At 58.9% G+C, this 25,485-nt stretch carries 22 protein-coding genes; 17 read left to right on the forward strand and 5 right to left on the reverse strand.

Annotated elements, in window-relative coordinates; translation table 11 throughout:
* Window positions 1-223: 223 nt before the first annotated feature.
* Genes CGS49_RS08590 through CGS49_RS08600 form a run of 3 tightly spaced genes read left to right on the forward strand, consistent with a single transcriptional unit; the run spans window position 224 to window position 3,371 of the window.
* The gene (locus tag CGS49_RS08590) at window positions 224-1,945 is read left to right on the forward strand and encodes a hypothetical protein (RefSeq protein WP_097801438.1); all 1,722 of its coding nucleotides are present in this window, start codon (window positions 224-226) and stop codon (window positions 1,943-1,945) included.
* 22 nt (window positions 1,946-1,967) lie between these two features.
* A complete protein-coding gene (locus CGS49_RS08595; RefSeq protein ID WP_097801439.1) occupies window positions 1,968-2,216 on the forward strand; it encodes a hypothetical protein in 249 nt (82 codons plus the stop codon).
* Window positions 2,217-2,228: 12 nt separating this feature from the next.
* Complete coding sequence (locus CGS49_RS08600) at window positions 2,229-3,371, forward strand: ribose-phosphate pyrophosphokinase (protein ID WP_097801440.1); 1,143 nt, start codon at window positions 2,229-2,231, stop codon at window positions 3,369-3,371.
* 63 nt (window positions 3,372-3,434) lie between these two features.
* Here CGS49_RS08600 and CGS49_RS08605 read toward each other — a convergent pair whose 3' ends face one another.
* Window positions 3,435-4,769 carry an MATE family efflux transporter gene (locus CGS49_RS08605; RefSeq protein WP_097801441.1) on the reverse strand — a complete coding sequence of 445 codons (1,335 nt, stop codon included), beginning with the start codon at window positions 4,767-4,769 and terminating at the stop codon, window positions 3,435-3,437.
* Window positions 4,770-4,793: 24 nt separating this feature from the next.
* Window positions 4,794-5,708 carry a pyridoxal-phosphate dependent enzyme gene (locus CGS49_RS08610; protein WP_097801442.1) on the reverse strand — a complete coding sequence of 305 codons (915 nt, stop codon included), beginning with the start codon at window positions 5,706-5,708 and terminating at the stop codon, window positions 4,794-4,796.
* 223 nt (window positions 5,709-5,931) lie between these two features.
* On the opposite strand from CGS49_RS08610, the gene CGS49_RS08615 reads away from it, so the two are divergent.
* The 9 genes from CGS49_RS08615 to uvrC all read left to right on the forward strand — a co-directional run bounded on the left by CGS49_RS08615 (window position 5,932) and on the right by uvrC (window position 13,069).
* Window positions 5,932-6,312: a sigma factor-like helix-turn-helix DNA-binding protein gene (locus tag CGS49_RS08615; RefSeq protein WP_097801443.1), complete on the forward strand. Its 381-nt coding sequence runs from the start codon at window positions 5,932-5,934 to the stop codon at window positions 6,310-6,312.
* Between the two features lie 27 nt (window positions 6,313-6,339).
* The gene (gene ffh, locus CGS49_RS08620) at window positions 6,340-7,695 is read left to right on the forward strand and encodes a signal recognition particle protein (protein WP_097801444.1); all 1,356 of its coding nucleotides are present in this window, start codon (window positions 6,340-6,342) and stop codon (window positions 7,693-7,695) included.
* An 89-nt stretch (window positions 7,696-7,784) separates the two neighbouring features.
* Entirely contained in the window at window positions 7,785-8,027 is a 243-nt protein-coding gene (gene rpsP, locus CGS49_RS08625; RefSeq protein WP_005944692.1) for a 30S ribosomal protein S16, read from the forward strand.
* 17 nt (window positions 8,028-8,044) lie between these two features.
* Window positions 8,045-8,278: a KH domain-containing protein gene (locus CGS49_RS08630; protein ID WP_005920371.1), complete on the forward strand. Its 234-nt coding sequence runs from the start codon at window positions 8,045-8,047 to the stop codon at window positions 8,276-8,278.
* A gap of 201 nt (window positions 8,279-8,479) precedes the next feature.
* Window positions 8,480-9,016 carry a ribosome maturation factor RimM gene (gene rimM / locus CGS49_RS08635; RefSeq protein WP_097801445.1) on the forward strand — a complete coding sequence of 179 codons (537 nt, stop codon included), beginning with the start codon at window positions 8,480-8,482 and terminating at the stop codon, window positions 9,014-9,016.
* A 3-nt stretch (window positions 9,017-9,019) separates the two neighbouring features.
* Entirely contained in the window at window positions 9,020-10,267 is a 1,248-nt protein-coding gene (trmD, locus tag CGS49_RS08640) for a tRNA (guanosine(37)-N1)-methyltransferase TrmD (RefSeq protein ID WP_097801446.1), read from the forward strand.
* Window positions 10,268-10,606: 339 nt separating this feature from the next.
* On the forward strand, window positions 10,607-10,870 hold the full coding sequence (locus tag CGS49_RS08645) for an HPr family phosphocarrier protein (RefSeq protein ID WP_005920365.1): 264 nt from the start codon (window positions 10,607-10,609) through the stop codon (window positions 10,868-10,870).
* Between the two features lie 97 nt (window positions 10,871-10,967).
* The gene (locus CGS49_RS08650) at window positions 10,968-11,225 is read left to right on the forward strand and encodes a hypothetical protein (RefSeq protein ID WP_097801447.1); all 258 of its coding nucleotides are present in this window, start codon (window positions 10,968-10,970) and stop codon (window positions 11,223-11,225) included.
* Window positions 11,222-13,069, forward strand: coding sequence for an excinuclease ABC subunit UvrC (gene uvrC / locus CGS49_RS08655; RefSeq protein WP_097801448.1), 1,848 nt, complete (start codon window positions 11,222-11,224; stop codon window positions 13,067-13,069). Before CGS49_RS08650 ends, uvrC begins: the two co-directional genes overlap by 4 nt.
* A 225-nt stretch (window positions 13,070-13,294) precedes the next feature.
* Here the strand turns inward: uvrC and CGS49_RS08660 are convergent, their stop codons facing one another.
* The 3 genes from CGS49_RS08660 to CGS49_RS08670 all read right to left on the reverse strand — a co-directional run bounded on the left by CGS49_RS08660 (window position 13,295) and on the right by CGS49_RS08670 (window position 15,971).
* The gene (locus CGS49_RS08660) at window positions 13,295-14,143 is read right to left on the reverse strand and encodes a transporter substrate-binding domain-containing protein (RefSeq protein ID WP_097801449.1); all 849 of its coding nucleotides are present in this window, start codon (window positions 14,141-14,143) and stop codon (window positions 13,295-13,297) included.
* A gap of 313 nt (window positions 14,144-14,456) precedes the next feature.
* A complete protein-coding gene (locus tag CGS49_RS08665) occupies window positions 14,457-15,269 on the reverse strand; it encodes an amino acid ABC transporter ATP-binding protein (protein ID WP_097801450.1) in 813 nt (270 codons plus the stop codon).
* Window positions 15,270-15,287: 18 nt separating this feature from the next.
* Entirely contained in the window at window positions 15,288-15,971 is a 684-nt protein-coding gene (locus CGS49_RS08670) for an amino acid ABC transporter permease (RefSeq protein ID WP_097775067.1), read from the reverse strand.
* A 357-nt stretch (window positions 15,972-16,328) separates the two neighbouring features.
* On the opposite strand from CGS49_RS08670, the gene CGS49_RS08675 reads away from it, so the two are divergent.
* From CGS49_RS08675 to CGS49_RS08695, 5 genes are all read left to right on the forward strand, one after another.
* Complete coding sequence (locus tag CGS49_RS08675; protein ID WP_097801451.1) at window positions 16,329-17,360, forward strand: NAD(P)H-dependent glycerol-3-phosphate dehydrogenase; 1,032 nt, start codon at window positions 16,329-16,331, stop codon at window positions 17,358-17,360.
* 312 nt (window positions 17,361-17,672) lie between these two features.
* Window positions 17,673-18,470, forward strand: a complete 798-nt coding sequence (locus tag CGS49_RS08680) for a zinc dependent phospholipase C family protein (protein ID WP_097801452.1) — start codon at window positions 17,673-17,675, stop codon at window positions 18,468-18,470.
* Window positions 18,471-18,679: 209 nt separating this feature from the next.
* Window positions 18,680-19,936 carry an MFS transporter gene (locus CGS49_RS08685; RefSeq protein ID WP_097801453.1) on the forward strand — a complete coding sequence of 419 codons (1,257 nt, stop codon included), beginning with the start codon at window positions 18,680-18,682 and terminating at the stop codon, window positions 19,934-19,936.
* A gap of 589 nt (window positions 19,937-20,525) precedes the next feature.
* Window positions 20,526-23,279 (forward strand): insulinase family protein, encoded by a 2,754-nt coding sequence (locus CGS49_RS08690; protein ID WP_097801454.1) that lies wholly within the window; start codon window positions 20,526-20,528, stop codon window positions 23,277-23,279.
* A gap of 994 nt (window positions 23,280-24,273) precedes the next feature.
* Window positions 24,274-25,455, forward strand: coding sequence for an InlB B-repeat-containing protein (locus CGS49_RS08695; protein WP_179859059.1), 1,182 nt, complete (start codon window positions 24,274-24,276; stop codon window positions 25,453-25,455).
* Window positions 25,456-25,485: the final 30 nt, after the last annotated feature.

The raw sequence follows: 25,485 nt of genomic DNA on the forward strand, positions 1-25,485 counted from the left end.
AAGAAAAAAGAAGAGAAAAGAAAAAGAAAAAAAAAAAGGAGAGGAGGGGTGTTGTTGGGTGAGGTAGGGGGGGTGGGGGGGGGGGGGGGGGGGGGGGGGGGGGGGGGGGGGGGTATAATGTGGGTGGTATGCAATGGAATAAACACATCAGAGGAGGTGACGGGGCGGGAGATCAGACCATGCAAGCGGATCAAAAACAGTGAGACGAAAGGAATGGATAACAGTGAAACAGAAGAAGCATAACAGGTTTCTTGCGGCGTTGTTGGCGGTTGCCATGATGTTCCAGATGCTTCCGATGCTGGCATTTGCAGAGGAAGAAACCGTACCGGAAGCGGCAAAGGTGTGGATCGGCGAAAACGAATATAACACCGTGAAAGATGCAGTAGAAGCTGCGAAAAGCGGCGATACCATCGAGCTGGGCGAGGGCAACTATACCTTGTATAGCATCCCCAGTGCTGGCACGACCAAGGGCAAGGACCTGACCTTCGTTGGTCAGGGCACCGACAAAACGGCGTGGAACATCGGTGCACTGGTCCCGGACCCTGCAAACTTTGGCACCGAGTACAACGGTGACTACAGCTTTGACGGTGCGGGCACGGTCACCTTCCAGAACATGACCCTCCGCTCCGGTAATGTGGACTATCTGGGCTTCATCCGTGCGAATAAAACGGTTGTAGAGGACTGTGTCATCAACGGCGAGACCTGCTACTGGGGCTATAAGAGTGCCGAGTTCAAGAACACGACCTTCAATGCTCCCAGTGGCCGTTATGCGCTCTGGACGTACTCCTCGCCGGTGATGACCTTTGACGGCTGCACCTTCAATGCGGACGGCAGGGTGATCAATGTTTACACTGATTACGGTGCAGGAAAGAACGATATCACGGTCAACTTCAACAACTGTACGGTAAACTCCAGCGAAGGCTTCTTGGCGAAGCCTGCGCTGAAGATCGACGACTCCAACATGGGTAACTACAAGTATATCATCAACATCTCCGGCAACAATACGGTCAAAGCAGGGCTGGATTACAGAACCTGCTCGCGGGTGTTTGGATATGGTACTGACACCGGCCGCACGGAGGTGTATGTAGACGGCAATCCTGTGTGGGGCAAGAAAGAAGGCACCACCCCCCCAACAAAGGGTGAGCTGAAAACACACGAGTATAGTGCTGGCAAAGCGGAGGGGAAGGTCGAAAGCGTCGAAGGTGATTGGAAAGAGAAGATTGACCACTATGAGCGCGAAGTGACCACGACGTGCAGCTACTGCGGTTATACAACAAAGAGCACGGAGAAGGGCTACAAGCTGGAATACGATCTGAACGGCGGTGATCCGGCTGAGGGCGCGGATGACGAGACATACAAGGAAAAGATCGTGCCGGAAAATGAAAAGGTAGAGCTTGCGCCTGCCCCCACAATGCCAGGTTATTTTTTCCATTACTGGGATGGTACAGAAGGCAATTTTTATGGGGATCCTGCCACCATAAAGATGACTGCTAACACCAAGCTGACCGCGCAGTGGGGCGAAGAGCCGCCTGAGGTGCCGGACACGCCGGAAGGGCCGGGATGCTGCGGGGAGGTCACAGCGGTGATCATTGCAGCCGGCACGACTGTGGTCGGCTACTATGCGGGCACCGAGCTGCTCAGGAATTGCTACGGGCTGCCCTATTGGCCCAGAAACCGCAGCGAGCTGGCTCTGATGCTGTGGGAGGATGCCGACCGCCCGATGCCGGAATCGACGCTGCTTTACCCTGACATTGGGCAGGAAGAGGAGGATATGGATCTGCAGCATGCTGCCCGCTGGGCAATGGAGAACGAGCTGATCCCGGATCTGAACTGGGATAGCAGAAAGCCGGAGGAAGAGCAGAAGTTCTTCCCGACTTACGCCGTGAGCCGTGCACGGGCACTTCACGCGTGGCAAAAGGCACAGCAGCTGAAACAGGACGCCTGAGCGGACCGGAATCGGCTGTAAAATGGAAAAAGCGCTCCGCCGGGACCGTCCGGCGGAGCGTTTTTTTGAGGGAAAAATACGGGAAAACGACTGCAAAAGTATGGCTTTTGTAAAAAACACACAGACTCTTTTTGAAAAAAGCAAAACAGATGTGCAAGGCGCAGAAAATCCTGACATGAAACAAATTGATATGGCACAATCGACGAAATGTGATAAAATAAAACCAGATATGCGCTCTTGTGTGCATGATACGGATCGTAAACAGCAATAAGGAGTTATGACTATGTCTATTGAAATTTCCCCGAAGTCGTTCTTTGAGCAGCCCAGTGTGGCAGATATGCGGCTGATCTCCTGCCCCGGTGCAGAGGAACTGACCGGTCTGATCGACAAGCATCTGGTCCGCTGGGCCAAGGCTGCCGGAATTGACAAAGATACCTTCATTATTCCTTGCGACTGCCCCCGCTTCCAGAGCGGCGACGCCAAGGGTCTGGTGAAGGAGTCGGTGCGCGGTGACGATATCTTCATCGTCGTTGACCCGGGCAACTACAACGTCACCTACAAGCTGTTCAACTACGAGAACCACATGTCCCCGGACGACCACTTTGCCAACCTGAAGCGCCTGATCCAGGCCGTTGCAGGCAAGGCACACCGTGTGTCCGTCATTATGCCCAGCCTGTACGGCGGCCGTCAGCATCGCCGCGTGGTGCGCGAGAGTCTGGACTGCGCTGTGGCACTGCAGGAGCTGCAGACCATGGGCGTGCGCAACATCATCACCTTTGATGCCCACGACCCCCGCGTGCAGAACGCAGTGCCCCTGATGAGCTTTGACAACGCCATGCCCACCTATCAGGTGCTCAAGAGCCTGCTGAAGAAGGACCCGGGCCTGTCCTTCGACAAGGAAAAGTTCACCGTGGTCAGCCCGGACGAAGGCGCAATGAACCGCAACATGTACTTCTCCAGCGTGCTGGGCTGCAATCTGGGCATGTTCTATAAGCGCCGCGATTACACCCGCGTGGTGAACGGCCGCAACCCCATCGTGGCCCACGAGTATCTGGGCGAGAGCGTGGAAGGCAAGACTGTCTTTATCGCGGACGATATCATTGCTTCCGGCGAGAGCATGCTGGAGGTCGCCAGCAACCTGAAGGAGCGCGGCGCTGCCAACATCATCGCCAACGCCACCTTCCCCCTGTTCACCAGCGGTCTGGACAAGTTCGACAAGGCTGTGGCAGACGGCATTCTGACCTATGTTGTGGGCACCAACCTGACCTACCGCAAGCCGGAACTGCTGACCCGCGACTGGTATGTGGACGTGGACGTGTCCAAGTACGCTGCCTACTTTGTGGTGGCACTGAACCACGATATGTCCGTTTCCAGCATCATCGACCCGCTGAAGAAGATCGAGAATCTGCTGGCAAACCGCAAGTAAGCCAAAATAAAGGAAATGCCGCTGCATCGAACGATGCGGCGGCATTTTTGCGTGATAGGGGATTTACAGATCGTTTTCGTGGCTGCGCAGGTAGCGCACCAGCATGGGCAGCTCGTAGAGCAGCATCAGCACCCAGCCCACAACGTAGCTGTAGGGCAGAGCTTCGATCTCCATCTTCCACATCAGCACGAAGACGGCGGCGGCAATGACGCGGCCGATCATGTTGATGGTGCTGGACACCAGCGTGACCTGCAGATCGCCCACACCGCGGAAGAAGCCCTGGATGCCGTTGGTGGCAGCGGGCATCAGGTAGAACAGGGATACCGTCTGCAGAAAGCGCACGCCCAGGTGAATGACTTCCGGGTCGGTGACGAACATCTTCATGATGGGGTTGGCAAAGATGTGGACCGCCAGCGCGATGAGGATGCCGTAAGCGGCCTCGATGCGCATACCGCAGTGGTAGCCCTGCTTCACGCGCTCGTGCTCCCCGGCACCACGGTTCTGGGCCATGAGGGTGGTCATGGCGTGGCCGATATTCTGCTGCGGGGTGTAGGCGAAATCGTCGATGCGGGAAGCGGCGGTGAAAGCAGCCATAGCGTTGACGCCCATGGTGTTCACGATGGCCTGCACGGCGATCTTGCCCAGCTGCACGGTGGCCTGCTGCATGGCGCTGGCCCAGCCGTAGCTGACCGTTTTGCGCAGCAGGGAGCCATCGAACACCAGCCAGCGGCGGCCCAGCTGCAGCACCGGCACCTTCCAGCGGATGTACACCACGCACAGCACGCAGCACAGCGCTTCGCTGATGACGGTGGAGAGGGCGCAGCCGTTGCTGCCCCAGCCCAGCGCCTGCACAAAGAACAGGTCGCCGCCAATGTTCAGCACGGCGCTGATCATCAGAAAGTACAGGGCACTTTTGCTGTCGCCCAGGGCGCGCATGGTGGCGGCAAGGAAGTTATAGAAGAAGGTGAAGATCAGGCCAGCGAACACGATGCGCAGGTAATCCGCTGCAATGGGCATGATATCGGTGGGCACCTGCAGCAGCCGCAGCAGAGGGTTCGCCAGAATGACGCAGGCGGCGGAGAAGGCCAGCGAGAACACCGTACCGGCAATGGCGGTGGTGGACACCTGGCGTTCCACCAGTTTGGTATCTCCGGCACCGAAGGCCGTGCTGACCAGAATGCCCGCACCCAGGCACATGCCGTTGATGAACAGGATGGCGAGGGTCATGAGGGGATTGGAGGTGCCGACGGCGGCCAGCGCCTCCTCGCCGACGAACTTGCCCACGATGATGCTGTCGGCGGCGTTGTAGGTGAGCTGGAACAGGTTGCCCAGCACCAGCGGGATGGTAAAGCGGATGAGGAGCGGCGTAATGGCTCCTTTGGTCATGTCGTTTGTCATGGGGGTTTTCAGGGAATCCTTTCCTTATAATGTATTGATGAACTGCCTTCCGGGCAGGATGGCGAGGGCCGCGCGGCTGGCACCTACGTTGATGAGCTGGGCCGCTGCCTGCAGCACGGCACCGGAAGCCACCGAAGCCGGGATGGCATCGGTGCGCAGCACCTTCTGGGCGGCACGCTGGGCGTCGGTGGTGTTCACGGCCACCACGTTGTCCACCACGTAGGCGTTGAAGTTGTCCGGTACGAAGCCGTAGCCCATGTCTGTGATACCGTGGGGGCCGGTGAGCCCGCCGCCCAGCGCTTGGGACTCATAGGGCTCCACGGCGGCGATGCGCACATCGTTGGTCCAGGCCTTGATGGTCTCGCCCACGCCGGTCACGGTGCCGCCGCTGCCCACGCCGATGACGATGGCATCCACGGCGCTTTTGCCCTCGCGGGCAATGGCCTGCACGATGGCAGGCCCGGTGACGCGGCGGTGGTACTCAGGGTTATCGTCGTTGGCCAGCCAGTTCATATCGTACCAGTGGTTGTCGGCGGCCATCTGGGCGGCCAGACGGCGTGCACCGGCGGCACCACTGCGGGAAGGGCTGTGCTGGATCTGGGCACCCAGCCGCAGCAACGTCTCCTGCCGCAGGGCGGGGGCGTCCTCCGGCATCACCAGCACCACCGGATGTCCGGCCGTCAGGCCTGCCAACGTCAGCGCCGCCGCAAAGGGGCCGGACGCCGCTTCAATGATGGGCTGGCCGGGCAGCAGCTTCTTTTTCTCGATGGCGAGGGCCAGCATCCCCTCGGCAAGGCCGTCGCGGGCGGTGCCGGTGGGGCCTGCAAAATCCAGATAGGCGTACAGCCGCCCCTTCAGCCCGCAGGCGGCGGCATAGCCCCGCAGCTCCACGATGGGGCAGGTGGTGAGCGTCTGATAAAAATTCGGGTAGATCGGCACAGAAGCCCTCCTCTCATGGGATACAACATTATTATCCTAACGCAGAAGCCCCTCGCGCGTCAAGCGGCATTTTGGCAAAAACAGCGAATTTTTGGCAGATTTTCTGGAAAAATCTCTGAAAGACTCTTGACAGCGGACAAGGGTTCTGGTATACTTCATCCGTAAAGCAAAAAGTCTTTACATCACTTCTCGAAAGCGAAGGCAGTTTACCGGGGGTCAGGCGATGGCAAAAGATCTGGAAATGGGCTATCTGCTCGACTTCTACGGCGAAGCGCTGACCGAGAAACAGCGCGAGATGCTGCGCCAATATTACAACGATGACCTCTCGCTGAGTGAGATCGGCGAGAACTTCGGCATCACCCGGCAGGGTGCGCGGGACACCATCAAACATGGCGAGAACGCACTGCGGGAGCTGGAGGAAAAGGTCGGCTTTGCGGCGCGGTACCGCCGCGTGCAGCAGAAACTGGAAGAACTGGAACAGATGGTCATTGATGCACGGTTCGAGTGCACCGGCCCCGGCGGCCTGACCACCACCGAGTACGAGCACCAGCTGACGAAGATGCTGGCGCTGATCCGTTCCATCGACGAAGCGAACGAGAGCTGAGAACCATTCTGAAAGGAGCACCGCACAATGGCATTTGAATCCCTGACCGACCGCCTTGCCGGTGTGTTCAAAAAGCTGCGCGGCCACGGCAAGCTGACCGAAGCAGATATCAAGGCCGCGATGCGCGAAGTGCGCATGGCACTGCTGGAAGCCGACGTCAACTACAAGGTTGCCAAGGACTTCTGCGCCAAGGTGTCCGAGCGCGCCATGGGCCAGGAGGTTATGGAAAGCCTGACTCCCGCCCAGCAGGTGGTCAAGATCGTCAACGAAGAACTGGTCGCTCTGATGGGCGGCAGCGAAGCAGCCCGCCTGAACATCAAGAACAAGGGCCAGACGATCATCATGCTCTGCGGCCTGCAGGGCAATGGTAAGACCACCCACGCTGCAAAGCTTGCAAAATACTTCATCAAACAGGGCCGCCGCCCCATGCTGGTGGCCTGCGACATTTACCGCCCTGCTGCTATCGATCAGCTGCAGGTGGTGGGCAAGCAGGCGGGTGCTCCGGTGTTCACGCTGCCGGGCGCAAAGCCGCCGGAAATTGCCAAAAAGGCGCTGGCTCATGCCAAGGATTACGGCAATGACATCGTGATCCTGGATACGGCCGGCCGTCTGCAGATCGACGATGTGCTCATGCAGGAGCTGGTGGACATCAAGGAAGCCGTTCCTGTGGACGAGACCCTGCTGGTGGTGGACGCCATGGCCGGTCAGGATGCCGTGAACGTGGCCAAGACCTTCAACGAGAAGGTGAGCATCGACGGCATCATCCTGACCAAGACCGACGGCGACACCCGCGGCGGCGCAGCCCTTTCGGTGCTGGCCGTCACCGGCAAACCCATCAAGTTCCAGGGCACCGGCGAAAAGCTGGACGATCTGGATGTGTTCCACCCGGACCGCATGGCAAGCCGCATTCTGGGCATGGGCGATGTGCTGAGCCTCATCGAGCGCGCACAGGAGACGGCGGACGAGAAAGCCGCCGAGGAGACCGCCAAGCGGATGCTGGAGAACAAGTTCGACATGAACGACATGCTGGACCAGTTCGCGCAGATCCGCAAGATGGGCGGCGCGGGTGCCATGCTGAGCATGCTGCCCGGTGCTTCCGGCATCGACGCCAGCCAGGTGGACGACAAGGCATTTGACCGCATCGAGGCCATGATCTATTCCATGACCAAAGAGGAGCGCGAAAAGCCCTCCATCATCAACCCCAAGCGCAAGCGCCGCATCGCGGCCGGCAGCGGCACCACCGTGGCCGACGTGAACAAGCTGCTCAAGCAGTTTGAGATGATGCAGAAGATGATGAAGCAGTTCAAGAAAAGCCCCAAGGGCTTTGCCCGCCGTCTGGGCGGCATGATGGGCAACCCCAATGCCTTCCGCGGGCTGAAATGACTTTGTGATACAACCCCCTTGCGGGTTTGTACAATATAAACAACGCGCCCGCAAGGGCCGCACAAAACAATTTTTGGAGGATATTTACCATGGCAGTTAAGATTCGTCTGCGCCGCGTCGGCGCCAAGAAGGCTCCCTTCTATCGTGTTGTTGTTGCTGACAGCCGCTTCCCCCGCGATGGTCGTTTCATCGAGGAGATCGGCACCTACGATCCCAACAAGGAGCCCTCTGAGATCAAGATCGACGCTGAGAAGGCAAAGCAGTGGATCGCCAACGGCGCACAGCCCACTGATACCGTTCGCGTCCTGCTGAAGAAGTCCAACGTTCTGTAAGTAGGGAGGGCTGACTCATGCAGGAGCTGTTGCTGGCAGTTGCCCGCGGTCTCGTGGAGGACAAGGACGCCGTCAAGGTCACGGTGGACGAGCCCCGCGAGGACGGCACCATCGTCTACCACCTGAGCGTGGCAGAGGGAGATATGGGCCGTGTCATCGGCAAGCAGGGCCGGATCGCAAAAGCCATTCGTGTGGTGATGCGCGCGGCTGCTGTGCGGGTCGATGAAAAGGTCCTTGTTGAGATCGACTGAGCACCCTACAGGCCCTTTGCCCTTGCGGCAAGGGGCCTTTTTTGTTATAAGCAGGCTCGCCCTCTCCGTCATTGCTGGTGCAATGCCACCTCTCCCGAAGGGAGAGGCAAGGGCCTGATCGAAACGTTCTTGGCTCTCCCTTTGGGAGAGCTGCCGCCGAAGGCGGCTGAGAGGGCGAGGACGTGATACAGGGAGATTACAATGCAGCAATATCTGGAAGCAGGCAAGGTCGTGACGACCCACGGGGTGCGCGGCGAAATGAAGCTGGAGCTTTGGTGCGACGGCGTGGCTTTTTTGAAAAAGGTGGGCAGGCTGTACCCCTCGGCACAGGGCGGCAGAGCCTATAAAATCGTCTCCATCCGTGCGCAGGGGCAGATGGCTCTGCTGCAGCTGGAAGGCGTGAACGATATGGATGCCGCCCGGGCGCTGCGCGGGCAGGTGTTCTACTTTGACCGCAATGACGCCACCCTGCCTGCAGGCCGGTGGTATGTGGCCGACCTCATCGGCTGCGAAGTGCGGGACGCCGACACCGGCAAGGTGTACGGCGTGGTGACCAGCGTGGACCACCCCGGCGCACAGGATATCTACACCGTCAAGGCACCCAGCGGCAAAGAGTATATGTTCCCAGGCGTGGATGCCTTTTTGAAAGAGCGCAACCCGCCGGAGGGCTATCTCCTCGTCACGCCCATCCCGGGCCTGCTGGACGACGATTTTGACAGCGAACGGGAGGAAAACTGAACCATGGGAATGCGTGTGGACATCGTGACCCTGTTCCCGGAGATGTGCCAGCAGGTGCTGGATGCCAGCATTCTGGGCCGTGCGGCGAAGAAGGGCTATATTGAGACCCACTGCCACCAGATCCGGGACTATACGAAAAACAAGCAGAAGCAGACCGACGATTACCCCTACGGCGGCGGCTGCGGCATGGTGCTGTATGCCCAGCCCATCGCGGACTGCCTGCGTGCCGTGCAGCAGGAAGTGGCCCAGCAGGGCCGCCCGGCTCCGCATATCGTGTTCCTGACCGCCGGCGGCCAGCGCTACACCGAAGAACATGCCCGCCGCCTGGCCCAGTACGATAACCTGACGCTGGTGTGCGGCCACTATGAGGGCATTGATGAACGGGTCATCGAGGCCTTTGCGGACGAGGAAATCTCCATTGGCGATTACATCCTCACCGGCGGCGAACTGGCCAGCCTTGTGGTGGCGGACAGCGTGCTGCGCCTGAAGCCCGGCGTGCTGGCCGAGCAGAAGGGCTACGAGGAAGAAAGCTACTGGGACGGCCTGCTGGAATACCCGCAGTACACCCGCCCCGAAGTGTGGGAAGGCCGCGCGGTGCCGCAGGTGCTGCTGGGCGGCGACCACCAGAAGATCGACGCCTGGCGCGGCGAAAAGAGCCGGGAGCGCACCCGCCTGCGCCGCCCGGAGCTGTACGAGCAGTGGTGCGTCAGCCACCCGGTGACCGAACTGCCCAAGTGGAAGCGCGGCGAGAACGTGCGCCTGGTGAAGACCGACGAGCAGTTTGCCGCTGCAGCCCGCATCTTTCTGGAAGGCCGCCGCACCGTCTGCGCGGAAAACTGGACCGCAGAATACTGCGCGGGCATGACGGAGGAAGAATATCTGCTGCAGCTGCGGCAGGAGAAGGCTGCGGGCTGGGCGTGTTACCTGCACACCACGAAGGACGTGCCGGACGGTATCGTGAGCGTCAACCACAAGGTGGGCCATGTGGAACACCTGTTCGTCACCGAGAGCGCCCGGGGCAAGGGCATCGGGCAGAAGCTGTTGGACTTTGCCCGCAAAAAGCTGCCGGAGCACAAGCACCCGGTGCTGAGCGTGCTGAACACCAACAGCCGGGCCATCGCCCTCTACACCCGCATGGGCTGGAAGCTGACCGGGGAAATGGAACTGGAATTTGTCCCGGAGCAGTACCCCGCCGTGGTGAAGAAATGTGCCCTTGTCCTGATGCGGTATGAGGGCGCGGTGCAGGAGTGATTTTGGCCGCAAATGCGCGGGCGGCCGGGGGCGGAAAAGGGCGAAAACAGGCTGTCGAAGCCGGAAGCCCGGTGCCGAAAACGCACAAAAACGGTCGAGAATCCGCCCGACGGTCGAAAAAATGTTGAAAACTTTTGTATCTACCCTCTAACCTTCGGGGAATAATTTTATTATCTTTGTACAAATAATGAAAAATGGCCCCCTTTTCATTGGAGAAACCGCCAAAAATGCGCCGGAGGGCTGTACAACCGTTTCGACTTGCGCTAAAATAATCGTAACGCAACAGGCACACTCTACAAATTTTGTACCCAAAACGATATTAGATAGGAGCGCTTTACTATGTATGTGAAAGAAGTCACCGTTGAAAATCAGGTTGGTCTGCACGCTCGTCCGGCTACCTTCTTCATTCAGAAGGCTAACGAGTTCAAGTCTTCCATCTGGGTCGAGAAGGAAGAACGCCGCGTGAACGCAAAGAGCCTGCTGGGCGTTCTGTCTCTGGGTATCGTGGGCGGCACCACCATCCGCATCATCGCCGACGGCGCTGACGAGCAGGCTGCCGTGGACGGCCTGATTAAGCTGGTGGAGTCTGGCTTTGCAGAGTAATTCTGTGCATTAAGGAATCAAAAGCGGCGGGAAAGTCTCCTGCCGCTTTTTTGGTATTGGATGCGATGGAAAAGACACCGTAGAAGGAGGCACTTTTATGAGCGAGAAGAACAAGGAACGCATGGAAAAATTTGTGGCGCTGTGTGACAGCGGCAAGCCCTGGTATGTTTTCCTGGCCATGTTCAGCGCGCTGCTGGCAGCCAGCGCCCTGGTGGAGCTGTTCACCGAGCAACACATGAAGTGGTGGACCTGGGTGTTGAATGTCACGGGCATCCTGGGGTGCCTGCAGAACATCCGCTACTGCAAAAAGCTCAAGGCAGAGCGGGCAGCGGAAGCCGAGGCAGACGCTGAATGACCAAGGCCGAGCTTTACCAGAAGGCCTGTATGCTGCCGCTTTTACCCGGCGTATATATCATCCGGGACAAAAGCGACACCATTATCTATATCGGCAAGGCAAAGCGCCTGCGCATCCGGGTGAGCCAGTATTTCCGCGAGGGCGTGCCCCACGACAACAAGGTCAGCCAGATGATCGCCCACGCCTACGCCTTTGACGTCATCGTCTGCCAGAGCGAGTTCGAGGCGCTGGTGCTGGAAGCCAGCCAGATCAAGGCCCACACCCCAAAGTACAATATCCTGCTGAAGGACGACAAGGGCTACAGCTATATCAAGGTGACGAAAGAGCCCTGGCCGCGCCTTTCCTTCGTGCTGCAAAAAGAGGACGACGATGCCGAGTATATCGGCCCCTATACCTCCAGCTTTGCGGCCCGGCAGATGGCAGAAACGGCCATGGATGCCTTTCTGCTGCCCCGGTGCTCGAAGCGCTTCCCGCAGGAGATCGGCAAAGGCCGCCCCTGCCTGAACGCCCACATCGGCAAGTGCATGGCCGTGTGCAGCGGCAAGATCAGCTGCGAAAACTACAACCAGGCCGTAAAAAGCGCCGTGCACCTCATCCGCTACGGCAAAAAGGACATTCTGAAAACGCTCAACGAGCGGATGCTGGAAGCCTCCGACCGGCTGGAATTTGAGACGGCCGCCCTCATCCGGGATCAGATCGCGGCCATCACCAAGGTGAGCGCCGGGCAGAAGGTGGTCGTGGACCCGGACGTGGAGATGGATGTGGTGGCGCTGGCGGGCACGCCCAGCAGCGTGTGCGCGGCGGTGCTGCGGTTCCGGGACGGCAGACTCACCGACAAGCGGGAGTTTTTGTTCCACGATACGTCGGATATTGACGCCGTGCGGGAAGAATTTCTGCCCCGGTACTATCTGGACGACGAGCAAATTCCAAAAATTATTGCGGTGGACGAGCTGCCGCCGGACAGCGATGCTCTGCAGCAGGCGCTGAACGAAAAGCGCGGCAGCGAGGTGCAGCTCTATGTGCCCCAGCGCGGCGACAAGGCCCATCTGGTGGAGATGGCCCACACCAATGCGGTGGAGCGCCTTGCCCGGGAGAGCGGCCGCTACGCCCGGGAGGAAAAGCTGCTGGACGAGCTGGCCCAGGTGCTGGGCCTTGCAAAGCCGCCCCGCGCCATTGAGAGCTATGATATCTCCAACTGGGGCGACGGTTCCAGTGTGTGCGGCATGGTGACCTTCAAGGACGGCAAGCCCTATAAAGCAGGCTACCGCAAGTTCAAGATGAAAACCGTGGCGGGCACCGACGACTATGCGTCGCTGGCCGAGACTGTTTCCCGGCGGGCGGCGGAGTACGAAAAGTATGCAGAGCTTGCCAAGAACGGCGAACCCAGCAGCAACTGGTTCGGCCAGAAGCCGGACCTGCTGCTGATGGACGGCGGCCGCGGGCAGGTGAGCGCGGCGAAGGAAGCACTGGCGGGCACGGCTCTGGCTGATGTGCCGCTGTACGGCATGGTGAAGGACGACCACCACCGCACCCGTGCCATTGTGGACAGCGACGGGCGGGAGATCGCCATCAACATGAACCGCGGCACCTTTACCTTCATCACAGCGATTCAGGACGAGACCCACCGCTTCGCCAATGCCTACCGCAAGCAGCAGATGAAGCAGAAAAGCTATTCTTCCACCCTGACGGAAATTCCGGGCATCGGCCCGAAGACCGCCAAGGCGCTGATGGCTCAGTTCAAGAGTGTGGGTGCTGTGAAGGAAGCCACGCCTGAACAGCTGGAAAACACCCCCGGCGTGGGCAGACAGACGGCACAGACCATCTACGAATATTTTCACGCATAGAACCCTCTCAGGCGCTTTCGCGCCAGCTCCCCCGAAGGGGGAGCTTTTTGTATTTTGGAACAGTGAATGTGCAGGGATGCAGAAAATGCAGTGGATGCATCTGCCGGTCGCAGCCTCTCCCGTGAAAAGACAAGTCCCGGCAGACCGCAGTCTGCCGGGACTTGCAATATCAAAATCAATTTACCGCTAAAGACGCCCAGAGCAAAGCGGAGGGCATTCCAATGGTTAGTTCTCGGCGGAGATATCCTGACCGAAATACTTCTCGCTCAGTTCCTTCAGGGTGCCGTCTGCACGCAGCTCGTCGATGGCGGTGTTGATGGCCTCCAGCAGGGTGGCGCTGGCGTCGCTCTTGCGCAGCGGGATGGCAACGTGGGAAGCATCCTCGGTCTGGGCCACGATCTTGAAATCTGCGTCCGGATGAACGTTCAGGTAGTCGTAGAAGGAGACATCAGCGTTCAGGGTGGCGTCGATGCGGCCGGCAGTCAGCAGCTGGATGGTCTCCTCCAGCGTGTCGATGCCCTGCACGGTGGCACCGTAGCTCTCGGCCAGCTCCATGTAGGTGGAAGCCAGACTGTTAGCGGTGGTCTTGCCGTTCAGGTCCTCAAAGGTGGTGATGTCCTCGTTGTCCTTGCGGACGGCCAGAGCGGTGTGGATGTAGCCATAAGGAGTGGTGAAGTCGTAGGTCTTGGCACGCTCGTCGGTCACCTCGACACCGTTGCACACCAGATCGTAACGGCCAGCGTCCAGACCGGCAAACAGGCTGTCCCAGTCGCTTTCCACATACTCCGGCTCCACGCCCAGCTTTTCGGCGATGGCACGGGAGACTTCCACGTCATAGCCCACGAGGGTGTCGCTCTCGTCGTGGAAGCTCCAGGGCTGCCATGCGCCTTCCAGCGCAACGATCAGCTTGCCGCTGGACTGGATGTTGGACAGCTGGTCACCGGCAGCGGGGGCCACGGATGCATCCGTGCCGGAAGCGGCGGTGCTGCTGGAAGAATTGGAGCAGCCGGCCAGAGTCAGCACCCCGGCAGCGGCCATGACGCTCATGAGAGAGATAAAAGTTCTGCGTTTCATAATTTGTATATCCTTTCGATGAAAAAACGATTTAGAATGGCCGCCGCGTTCGCTTTGGCCATGATTAGCGGAAAATTATTTTTAATTTTGCAATCGAGAAAAATCTGCGGATTTTTCTCGATTGCTTTTTCACGGAAGAAGGCTGTGAAGGATCGCAGCAAGAATGTTTGATTGGATGCTGCTGCCCGATACGGCCCCTCCGGTGAAAAATGTAATTAAAAACGACCGCAGTCGTTTTTAATTACGAATCAAGAAAATAGAATTTCCTATAAATATGGCCAAAGTGAAACGGAGGCCATTTTAAATGGTAAAATCACTCTGTGTGAGCGATTTTACGCAAAAACTCGCGGGTGCGCTCCTCCTTCGGGTTCGCGAAGAACTCACGGGAAGCGGCCTGCTCCACCACGATGCCGTTCTCCATGAACACCGTCTTGGAAGAAACATTGCGGGCAAAGCCCATCTCATGGGTGACCACCAGCATGGTCATGCCCTCCTCGGCCAGCTGCCGCATGACGGAAAGCACCTCGCCGGTCAGCTCTGGGTCAAGGGCAGAGGTGGGCTCATCAAAATAGATGATCTCCGGGTCGGACGCCAGCGCACGGGCAATGGCCACGCGCTGCTGCTGGCCGCCGGAAAGCTGGCGGGGGTAGTAGTCGGCCCGGTCGGCAAGGCCGACTTTTTCCAGCATCTTCCTGCCCACCGTGTCGGCCTGCTCTTTGGGCATCCTGCGGGCGACGATGAGGCCTTCGGTGACGTTCTGCAGGGCCGTTTTGTTGCGGAACAGATTGTAGTTCTGGAAGACGAAGGCCGTCTTTTTGCGCAGCCGGGCGATGTCGGCGCGGCTGGCCCTGGCGAGGTCGAAGGTCTCACCGTCGAAGGTCAGCTGGCCCGCGTCGGCGGTCTCGAGAAAGTTCAGGCAGCGCAGCAGGGTGGTCTTGCCGGAGCCGGACGGGCCCAGAATGGCCACCACATCGCCCTTTTCTACGGTCAGGTCCACGCCCTGCAGCACCTTCAGTTCACTGGTCACTTTGCGGGCACCGGGCCGGTGGAAGATACCCGCCTGCAGGCCGGGCTTCGCGTAGGTGAAAAAGGACTTGCGGACATTTTTGATCTCTAACATGGACATGGTTCCCACGCTCCTTTCTTACTGGAAGCCGTGGGCATTGAGCCGACGTTCCAGCAGCGCCTGCAGTTTGGTGATGACCGTGCAGAACAGCAGGTACACCACCGCCACCTCGCAGTAGATGGGCAGGAAGATGTAGGTGCGGGCGGCCACGCGCTGGCCCGCCATGAACAGCTCGGCCACCGTGATGTTGGACGCCAGAGAGGTGTCCTTGATCATGCCGATGAGCGAGTTGGAAAGGGCAGGTACCGCCGTGCGCAGGGCCTGCGGCAGCACGATGCGGCGCATGATCTGCCACCAGCTCATGCCCACGCAGTAACCGGCTTCCAGCTGGCCCTGGGGCACGCTTTCCAGCGCACCGCGCATGGTCTCGGCACAGTAAGCGCCTTCGTTAAAGGCAAAGGCGATAACTGCCGCCGGGAAGGCGTCCAGCATGATGCCCACGCTGGGCAGGCCGTAAAAGATGATGAACAGCTGCACCAGCAGTGGTGTGCCGCGGATGACCCAGATGTAGAACCGGGCAATCTGCCGCAGCACCGGCACGTTGGCGTACTGCACCAGCGCCACCGCCACGGCGATGATCATGGCAAAGAAGAACGAGACGAGGGTCAGCGGGATGGTCATGGTGAGGCCTGCCGTCAGGATGCGGGGCAGGGCTTCCGCCAGCACGCTGACCGTGCGGTTGGAAAGAAATGCTTCAAACATGGAAAATGTTCCCTCAGAACGGTGTTCAAATACTCTAAAAAGAACGAGAATAAAAGTATTATAGAACTTGAAGTATGGTCGAAGTCAAGACCTTTTTCAAAATTCCTACAAAACCTACCAAAATACTATAACATGAATTTGAAGCGAGTGCAAACAGTTTGGATAAAACGCGAGAAGTCCACAAAAAATGGGAAAAGCAGGTGTTAACTTTGTGCAATGCGGCAACCGGTTGACGGCGCACGGGCTTTCGTGTACAATGGACATAACAAAAGCGCCGCGGGCTTTGGCCCGGCGACGGCGCAAATCCACCGCCTGCGGGCTGAGCCTGCCGCGCGGTGCCAACGGAGGACCAACGAAATGAAACATAAAATCGGCGTTCTGGGTGCAGGCACCTGGGGCATGGCTCTGGCACGGATGCTGACGGTCAGCGGCAATGAGGTGCAGGTGTGGTCGGCGCTGCCGGCCGAGGTGGACAGCCTTTCCACCACCCGGGTGCACCCCAACCTGCCGGGCATGAAGATCCCGGCCGAGCTGCAGTTCACCAAGAGTATCGAGGAAGTGTGCACCGGCAAGGATGTGCTGCTGTTTGCAGTGCCGTCGGTGTTCGTGCGCTCCACCACGGCGAAGGCACGGCCTTACATCCCGGACGGGCAGATCATCGTGGACGTGGCAAAGGGCATGGAGCCGGAAACGCTCTACACCATGACGGAAGTCATCGCGGACGAGCTGGGCAAAGAAGATGGCCCGAAGAACGTGAAGCTGGTGGCCCTCTCCGGCCCCACCCACGCTGAGGAAGTGGCGCTGGACCTGCCCACCACTATCGTCTCGGCCTGCCCGGATGAAGCAGCGGCAGAGTTCGTGCAGGATGTGTTCAGCAACACCTGTATGCGCGTGTACACCAACGCCGACATCAAGGGCGTGGAGCTGAGCGGCGCTTTGAAGAATGTCATCGCGCTGGGTGTGGGCATCTCCACCGGCCTTGGCTACGGCGACAACGCCCGCGCGGCCCTTATCACCCGCGGCATCGCCGAGATCGCCCGGCTGGGCGTGGCCATGGGCTGCAACATCCACACCTTTGCGGGCCTGGCCGGCATCGGCGACCTGATCGTGACGGCCACCAGCATGCACAGCCGCAACAACCGTGCGGGCATCCTGATCGGCAAGGGCGAGAGCCCGGAGCAGGCCGTGAAGGAAGTGGGCATGGTGGTGGAGGGTATCAACGCTCTGCCCGCTGCCATGGAGCTGGCCGCACGGTACAATGTGGAAATGCCCATCGTGCAGACGGTGAACGCCATCGTGAAGGAAGGCATGAGTGCCAGCGACGCTCTGCGCACACTGATGGACCGCAACCGCAAGAACGAGATGCCGCAGGGCTACGAAAAAGTTTAAGGCATGACGATTTAAAATGGCCGACGCGTGCGCTCTGGCCATGAACAGAGGAAAGTCGATTTTTTTCGATTGGAGCTCCAGAAAATCTGCGGATTTTCTGGAGCTCTTTTTCACAAGTGGGGCCGAAAGCGGAGGACGCGGCTGGAGAAACTACCGGTCCGCTGGCCGAAAAGTGCAATAATCATTCAAACTTTTTACCAAAACCAGACACAAAGGGGTAGAAGGTGGGGAAACTTTCTGCTATACTAAAACAGAACGCGAAACCGGCGGGCGTTTTGTGCACCCTGCCGGAGGGAAAGGAAGGAATCTGCCATGCCGTCAACCTACGCGCACCGCCGCTTTGGTGCCAATGTTCTGGAACATCTGCCGGACGAAGTGCGGGTGCAGCTGGAAATGAACCGGGAACTTTACGATATCGGCCTGCACGGGCCGGACCTGCTGTTTTATTACCATGCGGCCAGCTCGAACCCCGTGAGTGCGCTGGGCAATGCCATGCACGACAAGCCCGGCCGGGTGTTCTTCGACCGCGCCCGGGGCGTGGTGAAGGCGGCAGGCGACCGCGACGCGGCGCTGGCCTATGCCATCGGCTTCATCTGTCACTTTGCGCTGGACAGCACCTGCCACCCCTATGTGGAGCAGTTCACCCGTTCCAGCGGCGTGACCCATTGCGAAATTGAGACCGAGTTCGACAACATGCTGATGCGCCGGGATGGCTGCGACCCGCTCAAGTTCTTCACGGCCAGCCACATTCATCCGTCGGAGAAAAATGCAAAGGTGATCGCGCCGTTCTACGAGGGCATCTCAGAGCAGGTGACGCTGGATGCGCTCAAAGGCATGATCTCGGTGCACAGGCTTCTGCAGGCGTCGAATCCGGTCAAGCGCTGGGTGGTGCTGACCGGCATGAAGGTGGTGGGCAAGTACGACATGCTGCACGGCCTTGTGGCGAACCCGCGGCCGAACCCGAAGTGTGTAGAGAGCGGCAAACAGCTGGAAGCGCTGTACGCCAAGGCTCTACCTCTGGCAGAACGGCTCATTCTGGAATTTGTGGAAAAGCTGGACACGGACGAACCGCTGGATAAAGCCTACGACCATACATTTGGAGAGTTCTGAGCAGGTCGATGCAGGCCAGCAGGGAAAGATGCTGTTTCCCGCTACGACCCTTTTGGTGAGAATGTGTTTGGAGCGCTCCGCAGAGCACGACAAACACGAAAATAAAAACAAACTTTCCGCTGAAGATGGCCAGAGCGAATGCGGAGGCCATTTTAAATGGTGAGACCTAAAAAGAGAGTGCACCGCCCGGCGGTGTGAGAGGAAACAAGATGCAAAACGAAAAATTCAAGGTGACACCGCTGGAGCGCGCGTGGATCCTGTACGACGTGGGCAACTCGGCCTTTGTGCTGATGATCGCCACACTGGTGCCCATTTTCTTTAATGCGCTGGCCGAGGCCGGGGGATTGAGTTCGGTGAACTATCTGGCCTACTGGGGCTACGCAAGCTCGGTGGTCACGGTGATCACTGCGGTGCTGGGGCCCATCCTCGGCACGCTGGCCGATACCAGAGGCTTCAAGAAGCCCATCTTCATGCTCTGCCTGTTCGTGGGCGTGGCAGGCTGCTGTGCCATGGGCCTTGCCACGACATGGCTGCCGTTCCTGATCATCTTTATCCTTGCAAAGATCGGCTTTTCGGGCAGTCTGGTGTTCTACGATTCCATGCTGGGCGATGTGACCACCCCGGAACGCATGGATGTTGTGTCCTCGCAGGGCTATGCGTGGGGCTACATTGGCAGCTGCGTGCCCTTTGTGGTGTGTCTGGCGCTGGTGCTGGGCAGCGGTGCCATCGGTCTGAGCCAGATGACGGCCCTTTCCATCGCGCTGCTCATCACGGCTGCCTGGTGGCTGGGCACCACCCTGCCGCTGCTGCGCCGCTACAAGCAGATCAACTATGTGGAGGTGGAGCAGCACGCCATCCGGCAGAGCTTTGTGCGCATCGGCCACACCCTCAAGCACCTGCACGAGGATAAACAGGTGTTCTGGTTCCTGCTGGCCTTCTTCTGCTACATCGACGGAGTGTATACCATCATCGATATGGCCACGGCCTATGGCACCGCGCTGGGACTGGACACCACGGGCCTGCTGCTGGCACTGCTGGTGACCCAGATCGTGGCCTTCCCTTCGGCGCTGATCTTTGGTCGGCTGAGTGCAAAATACCCGTCCAGCCAGCTGATTCCGGTATGCATCGCGGCCTACACCGGCATTGCGGTGTTTGCCTTCTTCCTGACCAAACAGTGGCAGTTCTGGGTGCTGGCCGTCGTGGTGGGCATGTTCCAGGGCGGCGTGCAGGCGCTGAGCCGCAGCCATTTTGCCAAGATCATCCCGGCGGAAAAATCCGGCGAATACTTTGGTCTGTTCGACATCTGCGGCAAGGGTGCTTCCTTCCTGGGCACCATGATCGTCAGCGTGGGCAGCCAGCTGACCGGCAGCGCCAATGTGGGCATTGGCATGCTGGCGGTGCTGTTCGCGGTGGGCTTTGTGCTGTTCCGGGTGTCCTGCAGGACCGAAGGGGCAAAACAGGTGTAAAAGGACGATTTGAATTGTCTCCGCTTCGCTCTGACAATGACAGCGGAAAAATTATTTTTGATTTGCAAAGGAGAAAAGCCTGCGGGCTTTTCTCCTTTGCTTTTTCACGGGAGGGACCGCAATGGCAAACAACATATTGCTGCTGTCAGCCTGCGGCTGTCGCGCAGCAGATAAAGCAGTACGAAACTCAAACCCGCTCCCCTGCGGGGAGCTGCCGCCGCAGCGGCTGAAGGGCCTATAAATCGGTGGAACACAAAAAATCCTTTAGCGAAGCGACTTGGATTTTTTGTATGGAGCCTAACTGCTTTGGGATTATTAAGGGCGAGCAGCCCTTAATTCGTGCCTCCCGCGCCTCGAAAGTAGCGGGTGCTTTTCTGGTTCTCTTTTGGCATGCAAAAGAGAACGTACCCGGCGGCAATGCCTTTTGCAAAAGCCATAGAACCTGCCCCACGCGAAAACGCCCTGCACGGGAAGCAAATGGTTGAAAAGCGTTCTGCCGGTTATAATTAACAAACCTGTAATTGTGTTTTTCGCCCTTGAATGATACAATAGTGTCAAACGATTTCAAAACCGCAAAGGAGAAAACGAAATGGAACGATTCCCCGGTTATACTGTCCTCCGCACCGAGGACTGCCCCGAACAGCACGGCACCCTGACGGTGCTCACCCACGATGTGAGCGGTGCCACCGTGCTGCTGGTGGAAAATGAAGATGTCAACAAGGCGTTCGGCATCGGCTTCGGCACCTTTCCGTCCGACGACACCGGAGTGTTCCACATTCTGGAACACTCGGTGCTGGCGGGCAGCGAAAAATACCCGGTCACTTCGCCGTTCCTGCAGCTGCTGAAAAGCAGCATGGCGTCCTTTTTGAACGCGATGACCTTCCCGGATAAGACCGTATACCCGTTTGCCACCCCCAACGAGACCGACTTCAAGAACCTGATGGACGTGTACCTGAACGCGGTGTTCTGCCCGCTGGCCATGGTGGACAAGAGCGTGTTCGAGCAGGAAGGCTGGCACCGGGACGCCGACGGCACCGTGAGCGGCGTGGTGTACAACGAGATGCAGGGCGCGCTGGCTGCCCCGGACGCGCAGCTGCAGGACGCGCTGGAACGGGCCATGTTCCCGGATACGGCCTACGGCTTTGTTTCCGGCGGTGACCCGGAGAGCATCCCGGCACTGACCTATGAGAAGTACAAGCGGGTGTACCGTCGCCACTACAGCGCCGACAACTGCTGCATCACCCTGTACGGCAAGATGGACATGGCCGAAAAACTGGCGCTGCTGGACAAAGACTACCTTTCCAAAATGCCGAAGACCGGCACCCGCCCGCGCCTGACGCTGCAAAACGAGCAGCCGGGCACCTGCGTGGAGCTGCCCTATTACACCGAGAACCCGGAGCCGGACGAGGTGCAGTGCGCCCTGGCGTGGTACACCGGCGCGTTTGCCGACCGGGAGCGTCAGCTGGGCGTGGAGATTCTGCTGGATGCCCTGCTTGGCACCAACAACTCCCCGCTGAAAGCCGCCCTGCTGGCCGAAAATCTGGGCGCAGACATCGACATTGGCTTTGACGACAGCACCCTGCAGCCCACGCTGGAACTGGTTCTGCGCGGTGCCACCGAGGAGAGCGCCCGCAAGTTTGCCGCCGCCGTGCGCAAGGCCGTGGACGGCATTCTGGCCGAGGGCATCCCGCAGGAGCTGCTGCTGGCCTCGCTGAACAGCGCGGAGTTTGCATCCCTCGAGCGCCCGGGCAGCCTGCCGGACGGCGTGCTGGATGCCATCAACGCTTCCACCGGCTGGCTGCACACCGGCGACCCGGCCCTGCTGCTGCACACGGACAAGCTGTTCGCGTCCCTGCGGGAGAAGATGGCAGGCGGCTGGTTCGACGAGCTGCTGCGGCAGCTGTTCGCCCCGGCCCCGGTGCAGGTGGTGCAGGTGCCCACCCTGCCCCAAAAGGACGAGGCGGGCGAGCCCATCCGCACCGACGGCAAGCTGGTGTTGGAACACCCGCTGACGGCCGCCGACCTCGGCGACGGTGCAAAGACTGCCGCCGGAGAGCGGGAACTGCTGGCCGGTGCGCAGCTGCTGCATCACCCCTCGGCGGGCAGCCTGTACCTGAACTTCTACTACGACCTCGGCCATGTGAAGCCCGAGAACATGCAGTACCTTGACCTGCTGACCGATGTGCTGGACGAGCTGGACAGCAGCGCACATACCGCCCAGCAGCTGAACACCCTGCGCAGCACCTGGCTGGGCGACAGCCGCGTGCAGCTGGATATCTGGACCGGCCGGCAGGAGGGTGCACCCTGCCACGCAAAGCTGAGCCTGTGCCTGAGCCTGCTGGAACGCAGCCTGGAAAAGGCTGTGGAGCTGGGCGGCGAGTGGCTGTATGACACCAGGCTCACCGGCCCGGCGGCCGAAGCAGCCTTTGCCCGGGTGCTGAGCCAGCAGAAGCTGAACATGGAACAGCAGTTCATCCAACAGGGCAACGCCTACGCGGCCACCCGCGCCAGCGCCCACTACTCGGTGGACGGCGCGGTGAGCGAGCGCTGCAGCGGCGTGAGCTACTACAAATTTCTGTGTGACCTGCTGGCCAAGGCCGACTGGGCCGCGCTGGGCGCAAAGCTGGATGCCCTGCGCACCGAAGTGCTGCAGAACGCACAGCTCACCGTGAGCCTGTACGGCAGCGAGGATGCCCTTGCAAAGCTGCGCAGCCTGCTGCCGGGCAGCCGCTTCGCCGCCGAGGGCCGCCGCGAAGCTGTGCCCTACACCGAACCGCTGACCCCGCCGGTGAACGAAGCGTTCATCATTGACGGCGGCGTGAGCTACGATGTACTGGTGTGGCCCATGGAGCGCCGCAGCGACCGCAAGGTGCTGGCCCGGGTGATGAGCTACGAATACCTGTGGCACAACATCCGCGAGGTGGGCGGTGCTTACGGCACCGGGATGCTTTCCTCCGACGGGGTGGAGTACCTTTACACCTACCGCGACCCCCATGTGAAGGAGAGCTACGACACCTTTGCCAAGGGCCCGGCCGAGCTGGCCGCACGGGACTACACCGAGAAGGACCTGAACGACTTCATCGTGGGCACGGTGGCAAAGCTGGATACGCCCCGCAAGCCCCGCGCCGAAGCCCGGGAGACAGACCGCCGGTTCTTCTGCGGCATCACCGACGAGATGATGACGGCCGACCGCAAGGCCCTGTGCGCTGTGGACGCTGAACTGCTGAAGGCGCAGGCCGCTGAGCTGGGGGCCGCCATGGCTACCGGCACGCGGGTGGTCTTTGGCAGCAAGGACGCTGTGGAAGCCGCGAAGGACCTGTTTGACACCGTGACGACGCTGTGAAAGCGAAAAAATAAAAGAAAATAAGCTTTGAAAATCACCGGGAAGGCACATGCTTTTCCGGTGATTTTTTTTTTTTTTTTGCGCAAAGGGGAAAGAAAGGCGGCTGAGGGCTGCTTTTGTGGAAAATTGACAAAAAAGACACGAAAACTTTGGTGGGGTGAAAAATCCCGAAACCATTGAAACGAATATAGGGGGGGGGGGGTATAATAAAGATGAGGTGCCACACCTTCGGGGGAGGTACCCGGACAACAAAGAGAGCGAGGGATAAACAATGAGAAAAAAGAGTACGCGGTTTCTCAGTGCGGCGCTTGCGGCGTGCATGATGGTGTCCGCCCTGCCGGTGGGCGCATTTGCAGCGGCACCGGCTGCGGCCAGCACAGAAAGTGCAGTGAGCACGCAGGCGGAGGAAGACGCTGTTGCTATTGATGCGACAAACTTCCCGGATGGAGCATTTAGACAATATGTAGCAGATAATTTTGACAAAGATAAAGATGGTGCGCTGAACCAAACGGAAAGAAATGCCGTTAAGGAAATTAGGATAAACAATAGCGGATGCACAAGCCTGCAGGGACTCAAATACTTTTCGAAGTTGACCGACCTATTGTGCGGTGACAATAATTTAACGGAACTGGACGTGAGTGAAAACCCGGAACTGGGGCGGTTGATATGCTATAACAACAGTTTGAAGTCATTAAATTTGAACAAAAACACAAAACTTAGAAGCTTGAATTGCAACAACAACAAGTTGACAGTTCTGGATTTAAGGGAAAATAAAAGCTTGTCGTGGTTGCGGTGCAAGAATAATTGCCTGACATCGCTGGATTTGAGAAACAACCCCCAAATCGGGGATTTGCAGGTTGGTTCCCAACGCTACCAAATTCTGGCGAACGACGATCGGACATATGATCTGCATCAGCTGCCGGGGAAATTTGAGTTAGATGGCGTTACCACCGGCAGCTGGAAAGGCGGTACGGTTGACCCGGCAACATGGATTTTGAAAGCGAACAGCACTACAGTTACTTATAATTACGAAGTCGAAGATGATGGGTTTAATTTTCCTGTTACGCTGGATGTGCATTGGCACAACTACCAGTGGAAACATGACGGCACCGAACACTGGAAGGTGTGCACCACCGCAAACTGCCCGGGCCTGACGGCAGACCAGGAGGCCGAAGGCCCCCATATCTACACCAACGCAAAAGACATTGACTGCAACACCTGCGGCTATGTGCGCCCGATGTACACTGTGACCACCGGTGAGAATGTTACCGCAGAACTTGAGGACGAAGTGCTGAATGCACCTGTAGCCGCAGGCACTGAAGTGGCTTTGATCGCTGGAAACGACCCCGAAGGTAAGGCATTCGCCGGTTGGAAACTGTATAAAGTGGAAAACGGCACCGAGACGGAAATTACCAGCTCGACAGAGCTTGCAAAGCTGCTGAAGAATGGCACTGAAACCACTGCAACTCTGACCATGCCCGCCTATAATGTTAAGGTGGAACCGTATTATAGCAATATTCCGTATAATATCACGCCTGTAGACTGCACTGTGGATAAGCCCGAAGCTGCTATGGGCGATACTGTAACAGCAACGCGCAGGGAGCCGGAAGCCAACGAGCACTTCACCGGCTGGACGGTGACGGTGGATGGTGTTGAGAAAGACCCGAGCACCTTCCTGACTCCGGACGCAAACGACCCCGCCAAGGTGAGCTTCACCATGCCGAATAAGGATGTGGAAGTGAAGGCAAACTTTAAGGAGGACCCCATTGACCCGATTGGACCCAGCGATACCGACTACGGCGGCGATATCGCGGCCGGTGTGGTCATTGGAGGCATCGCGGCTGTGGGTGCTTACGAAGTGGGCACCGGCCTGTACCGCATCACCCAGATGGACGACGTGGCCATGCCCACGAACCGTCTTGCCCTTGCAAAGCTGCTGTGGGAGCGCGCAGGCAAGCCGGAGCCAGAGAGCACGGCCCTCTACAGCGATATCAGCGCTGAGGACACCGACGCTCAGAAGGCCGCCCGCTGGGCCGTGGAGCAGGAACTGCTGAAGGACGACACCAACGAAGATGAGCAGAAGTTCCACCCGGCTTTCCCGGTGAGCAAACTGCGCGTCTGCCTGACCTGGGAAAAGGCAAAGCAGAAGGGCCTGTTTGATACGGCCGCCGAATAATCCCTGAAAAACCACAAAAGTGCCTGATGA

Origin of the sequence: Faecalibacterium langellae (assembly GCF_002549775.1) — a bacterium.
GTDB lineage: Bacteria > Bacillota > Clostridia > Oscillospirales > Ruminococcaceae > Faecalibacterium > Faecalibacterium langellae.

Bases quoted from the DNA above. Each gene is read 5' to 3' on its own strand.
- CGS49_RS08595 (WP_097801439.1), top strand. From the start codon at position 1,968: ATGGAAAAAGCGCTCCGCCGGGACCGTCCGGCGGAGCGTTTTTTTGAG.
- CGS49_RS08600 (WP_097801440.1), top strand. From the start codon at position 2,229: ATGTCTATTGAAATTTCCCCGAAGTCGTTCTTTGAGCAGCCCAGTGTG.
- CGS49_RS08605 (WP_097801441.1), bottom strand. From the start codon at position 4,769: ATGACAAACGACATGACCAAAGGAGCCATTACGCCGCTCCTCATCCGC.
- CGS49_RS08615 (WP_097801443.1), top strand. From the start codon at position 5,932: ATGGCAAAAGATCTGGAAATGGGCTATCTGCTCGACTTCTACGGCGAA.
- ffh (WP_097801444.1), top strand. From the start codon at position 6,340: ATGGCATTTGAATCCCTGACCGACCGCCTTGCCGGTGTGTTCAAAAAG.
- rpsP (WP_005944692.1), top strand. From the start codon at position 7,785: ATGGCAGTTAAGATTCGTCTGCGCCGCGTCGGCGCCAAGAAGGCTCCC.
- CGS49_RS08630 (WP_005920371.1), top strand. From the start codon at position 8,045: ATGCAGGAGCTGTTGCTGGCAGTTGCCCGCGGTCTCGTGGAGGACAAG.
- rimM (WP_097801445.1), top strand. From the start codon at position 8,480: ATGCAGCAATATCTGGAAGCAGGCAAGGTCGTGACGACCCACGGGGTG.
- trmD (WP_097801446.1), top strand. From the start codon at position 9,020: ATGGGAATGCGTGTGGACATCGTGACCCTGTTCCCGGAGATGTGCCAG.
- CGS49_RS08645 (WP_005920365.1), top strand. From the start codon at position 10,607: ATGTATGTGAAAGAAGTCACCGTTGAAAATCAGGTTGGTCTGCACGCT.
- CGS49_RS08650 (WP_097801447.1), top strand. From the start codon at position 10,968: ATGAGCGAGAAGAACAAGGAACGCATGGAAAAATTTGTGGCGCTGTGT.
- uvrC (WP_097801448.1), top strand. From the start codon at position 11,222: ATGACCAAGGCCGAGCTTTACCAGAAGGCCTGTATGCTGCCGCTTTTA.
- CGS49_RS08660 (WP_097801449.1), bottom strand. From the start codon at position 14,143: ATGAAACGCAGAACTTTTATCTCTCTCATGAGCGTCATGGCCGCTGCC.
- CGS49_RS08665 (WP_097801450.1), bottom strand. From the start codon at position 15,269: ATGTCCATGTTAGAGATCAAAAATGTCCGCAAGTCCTTTTTCACCTAC.
- CGS49_RS08670 (WP_097775067.1), bottom strand. From the start codon at position 15,971: ATGTTTGAAGCATTTCTTTCCAACCGCACGGTCAGCGTGCTGGCGGAA.
- CGS49_RS08675 (WP_097801451.1), top strand. From the start codon at position 16,329: ATGAAACATAAAATCGGCGTTCTGGGTGCAGGCACCTGGGGCATGGCT.
- CGS49_RS08680 (WP_097801452.1), top strand. From the start codon at position 17,673: ATGCCGTCAACCTACGCGCACCGCCGCTTTGGTGCCAATGTTCTGGAA.
- CGS49_RS08685 (WP_097801453.1), top strand. From the start codon at position 18,680: ATGCAAAACGAAAAATTCAAGGTGACACCGCTGGAGCGCGCGTGGATC.
- CGS49_RS08690 (WP_097801454.1), top strand. From the start codon at position 20,526: ATGGAACGATTCCCCGGTTATACTGTCCTCCGCACCGAGGACTGCCCC.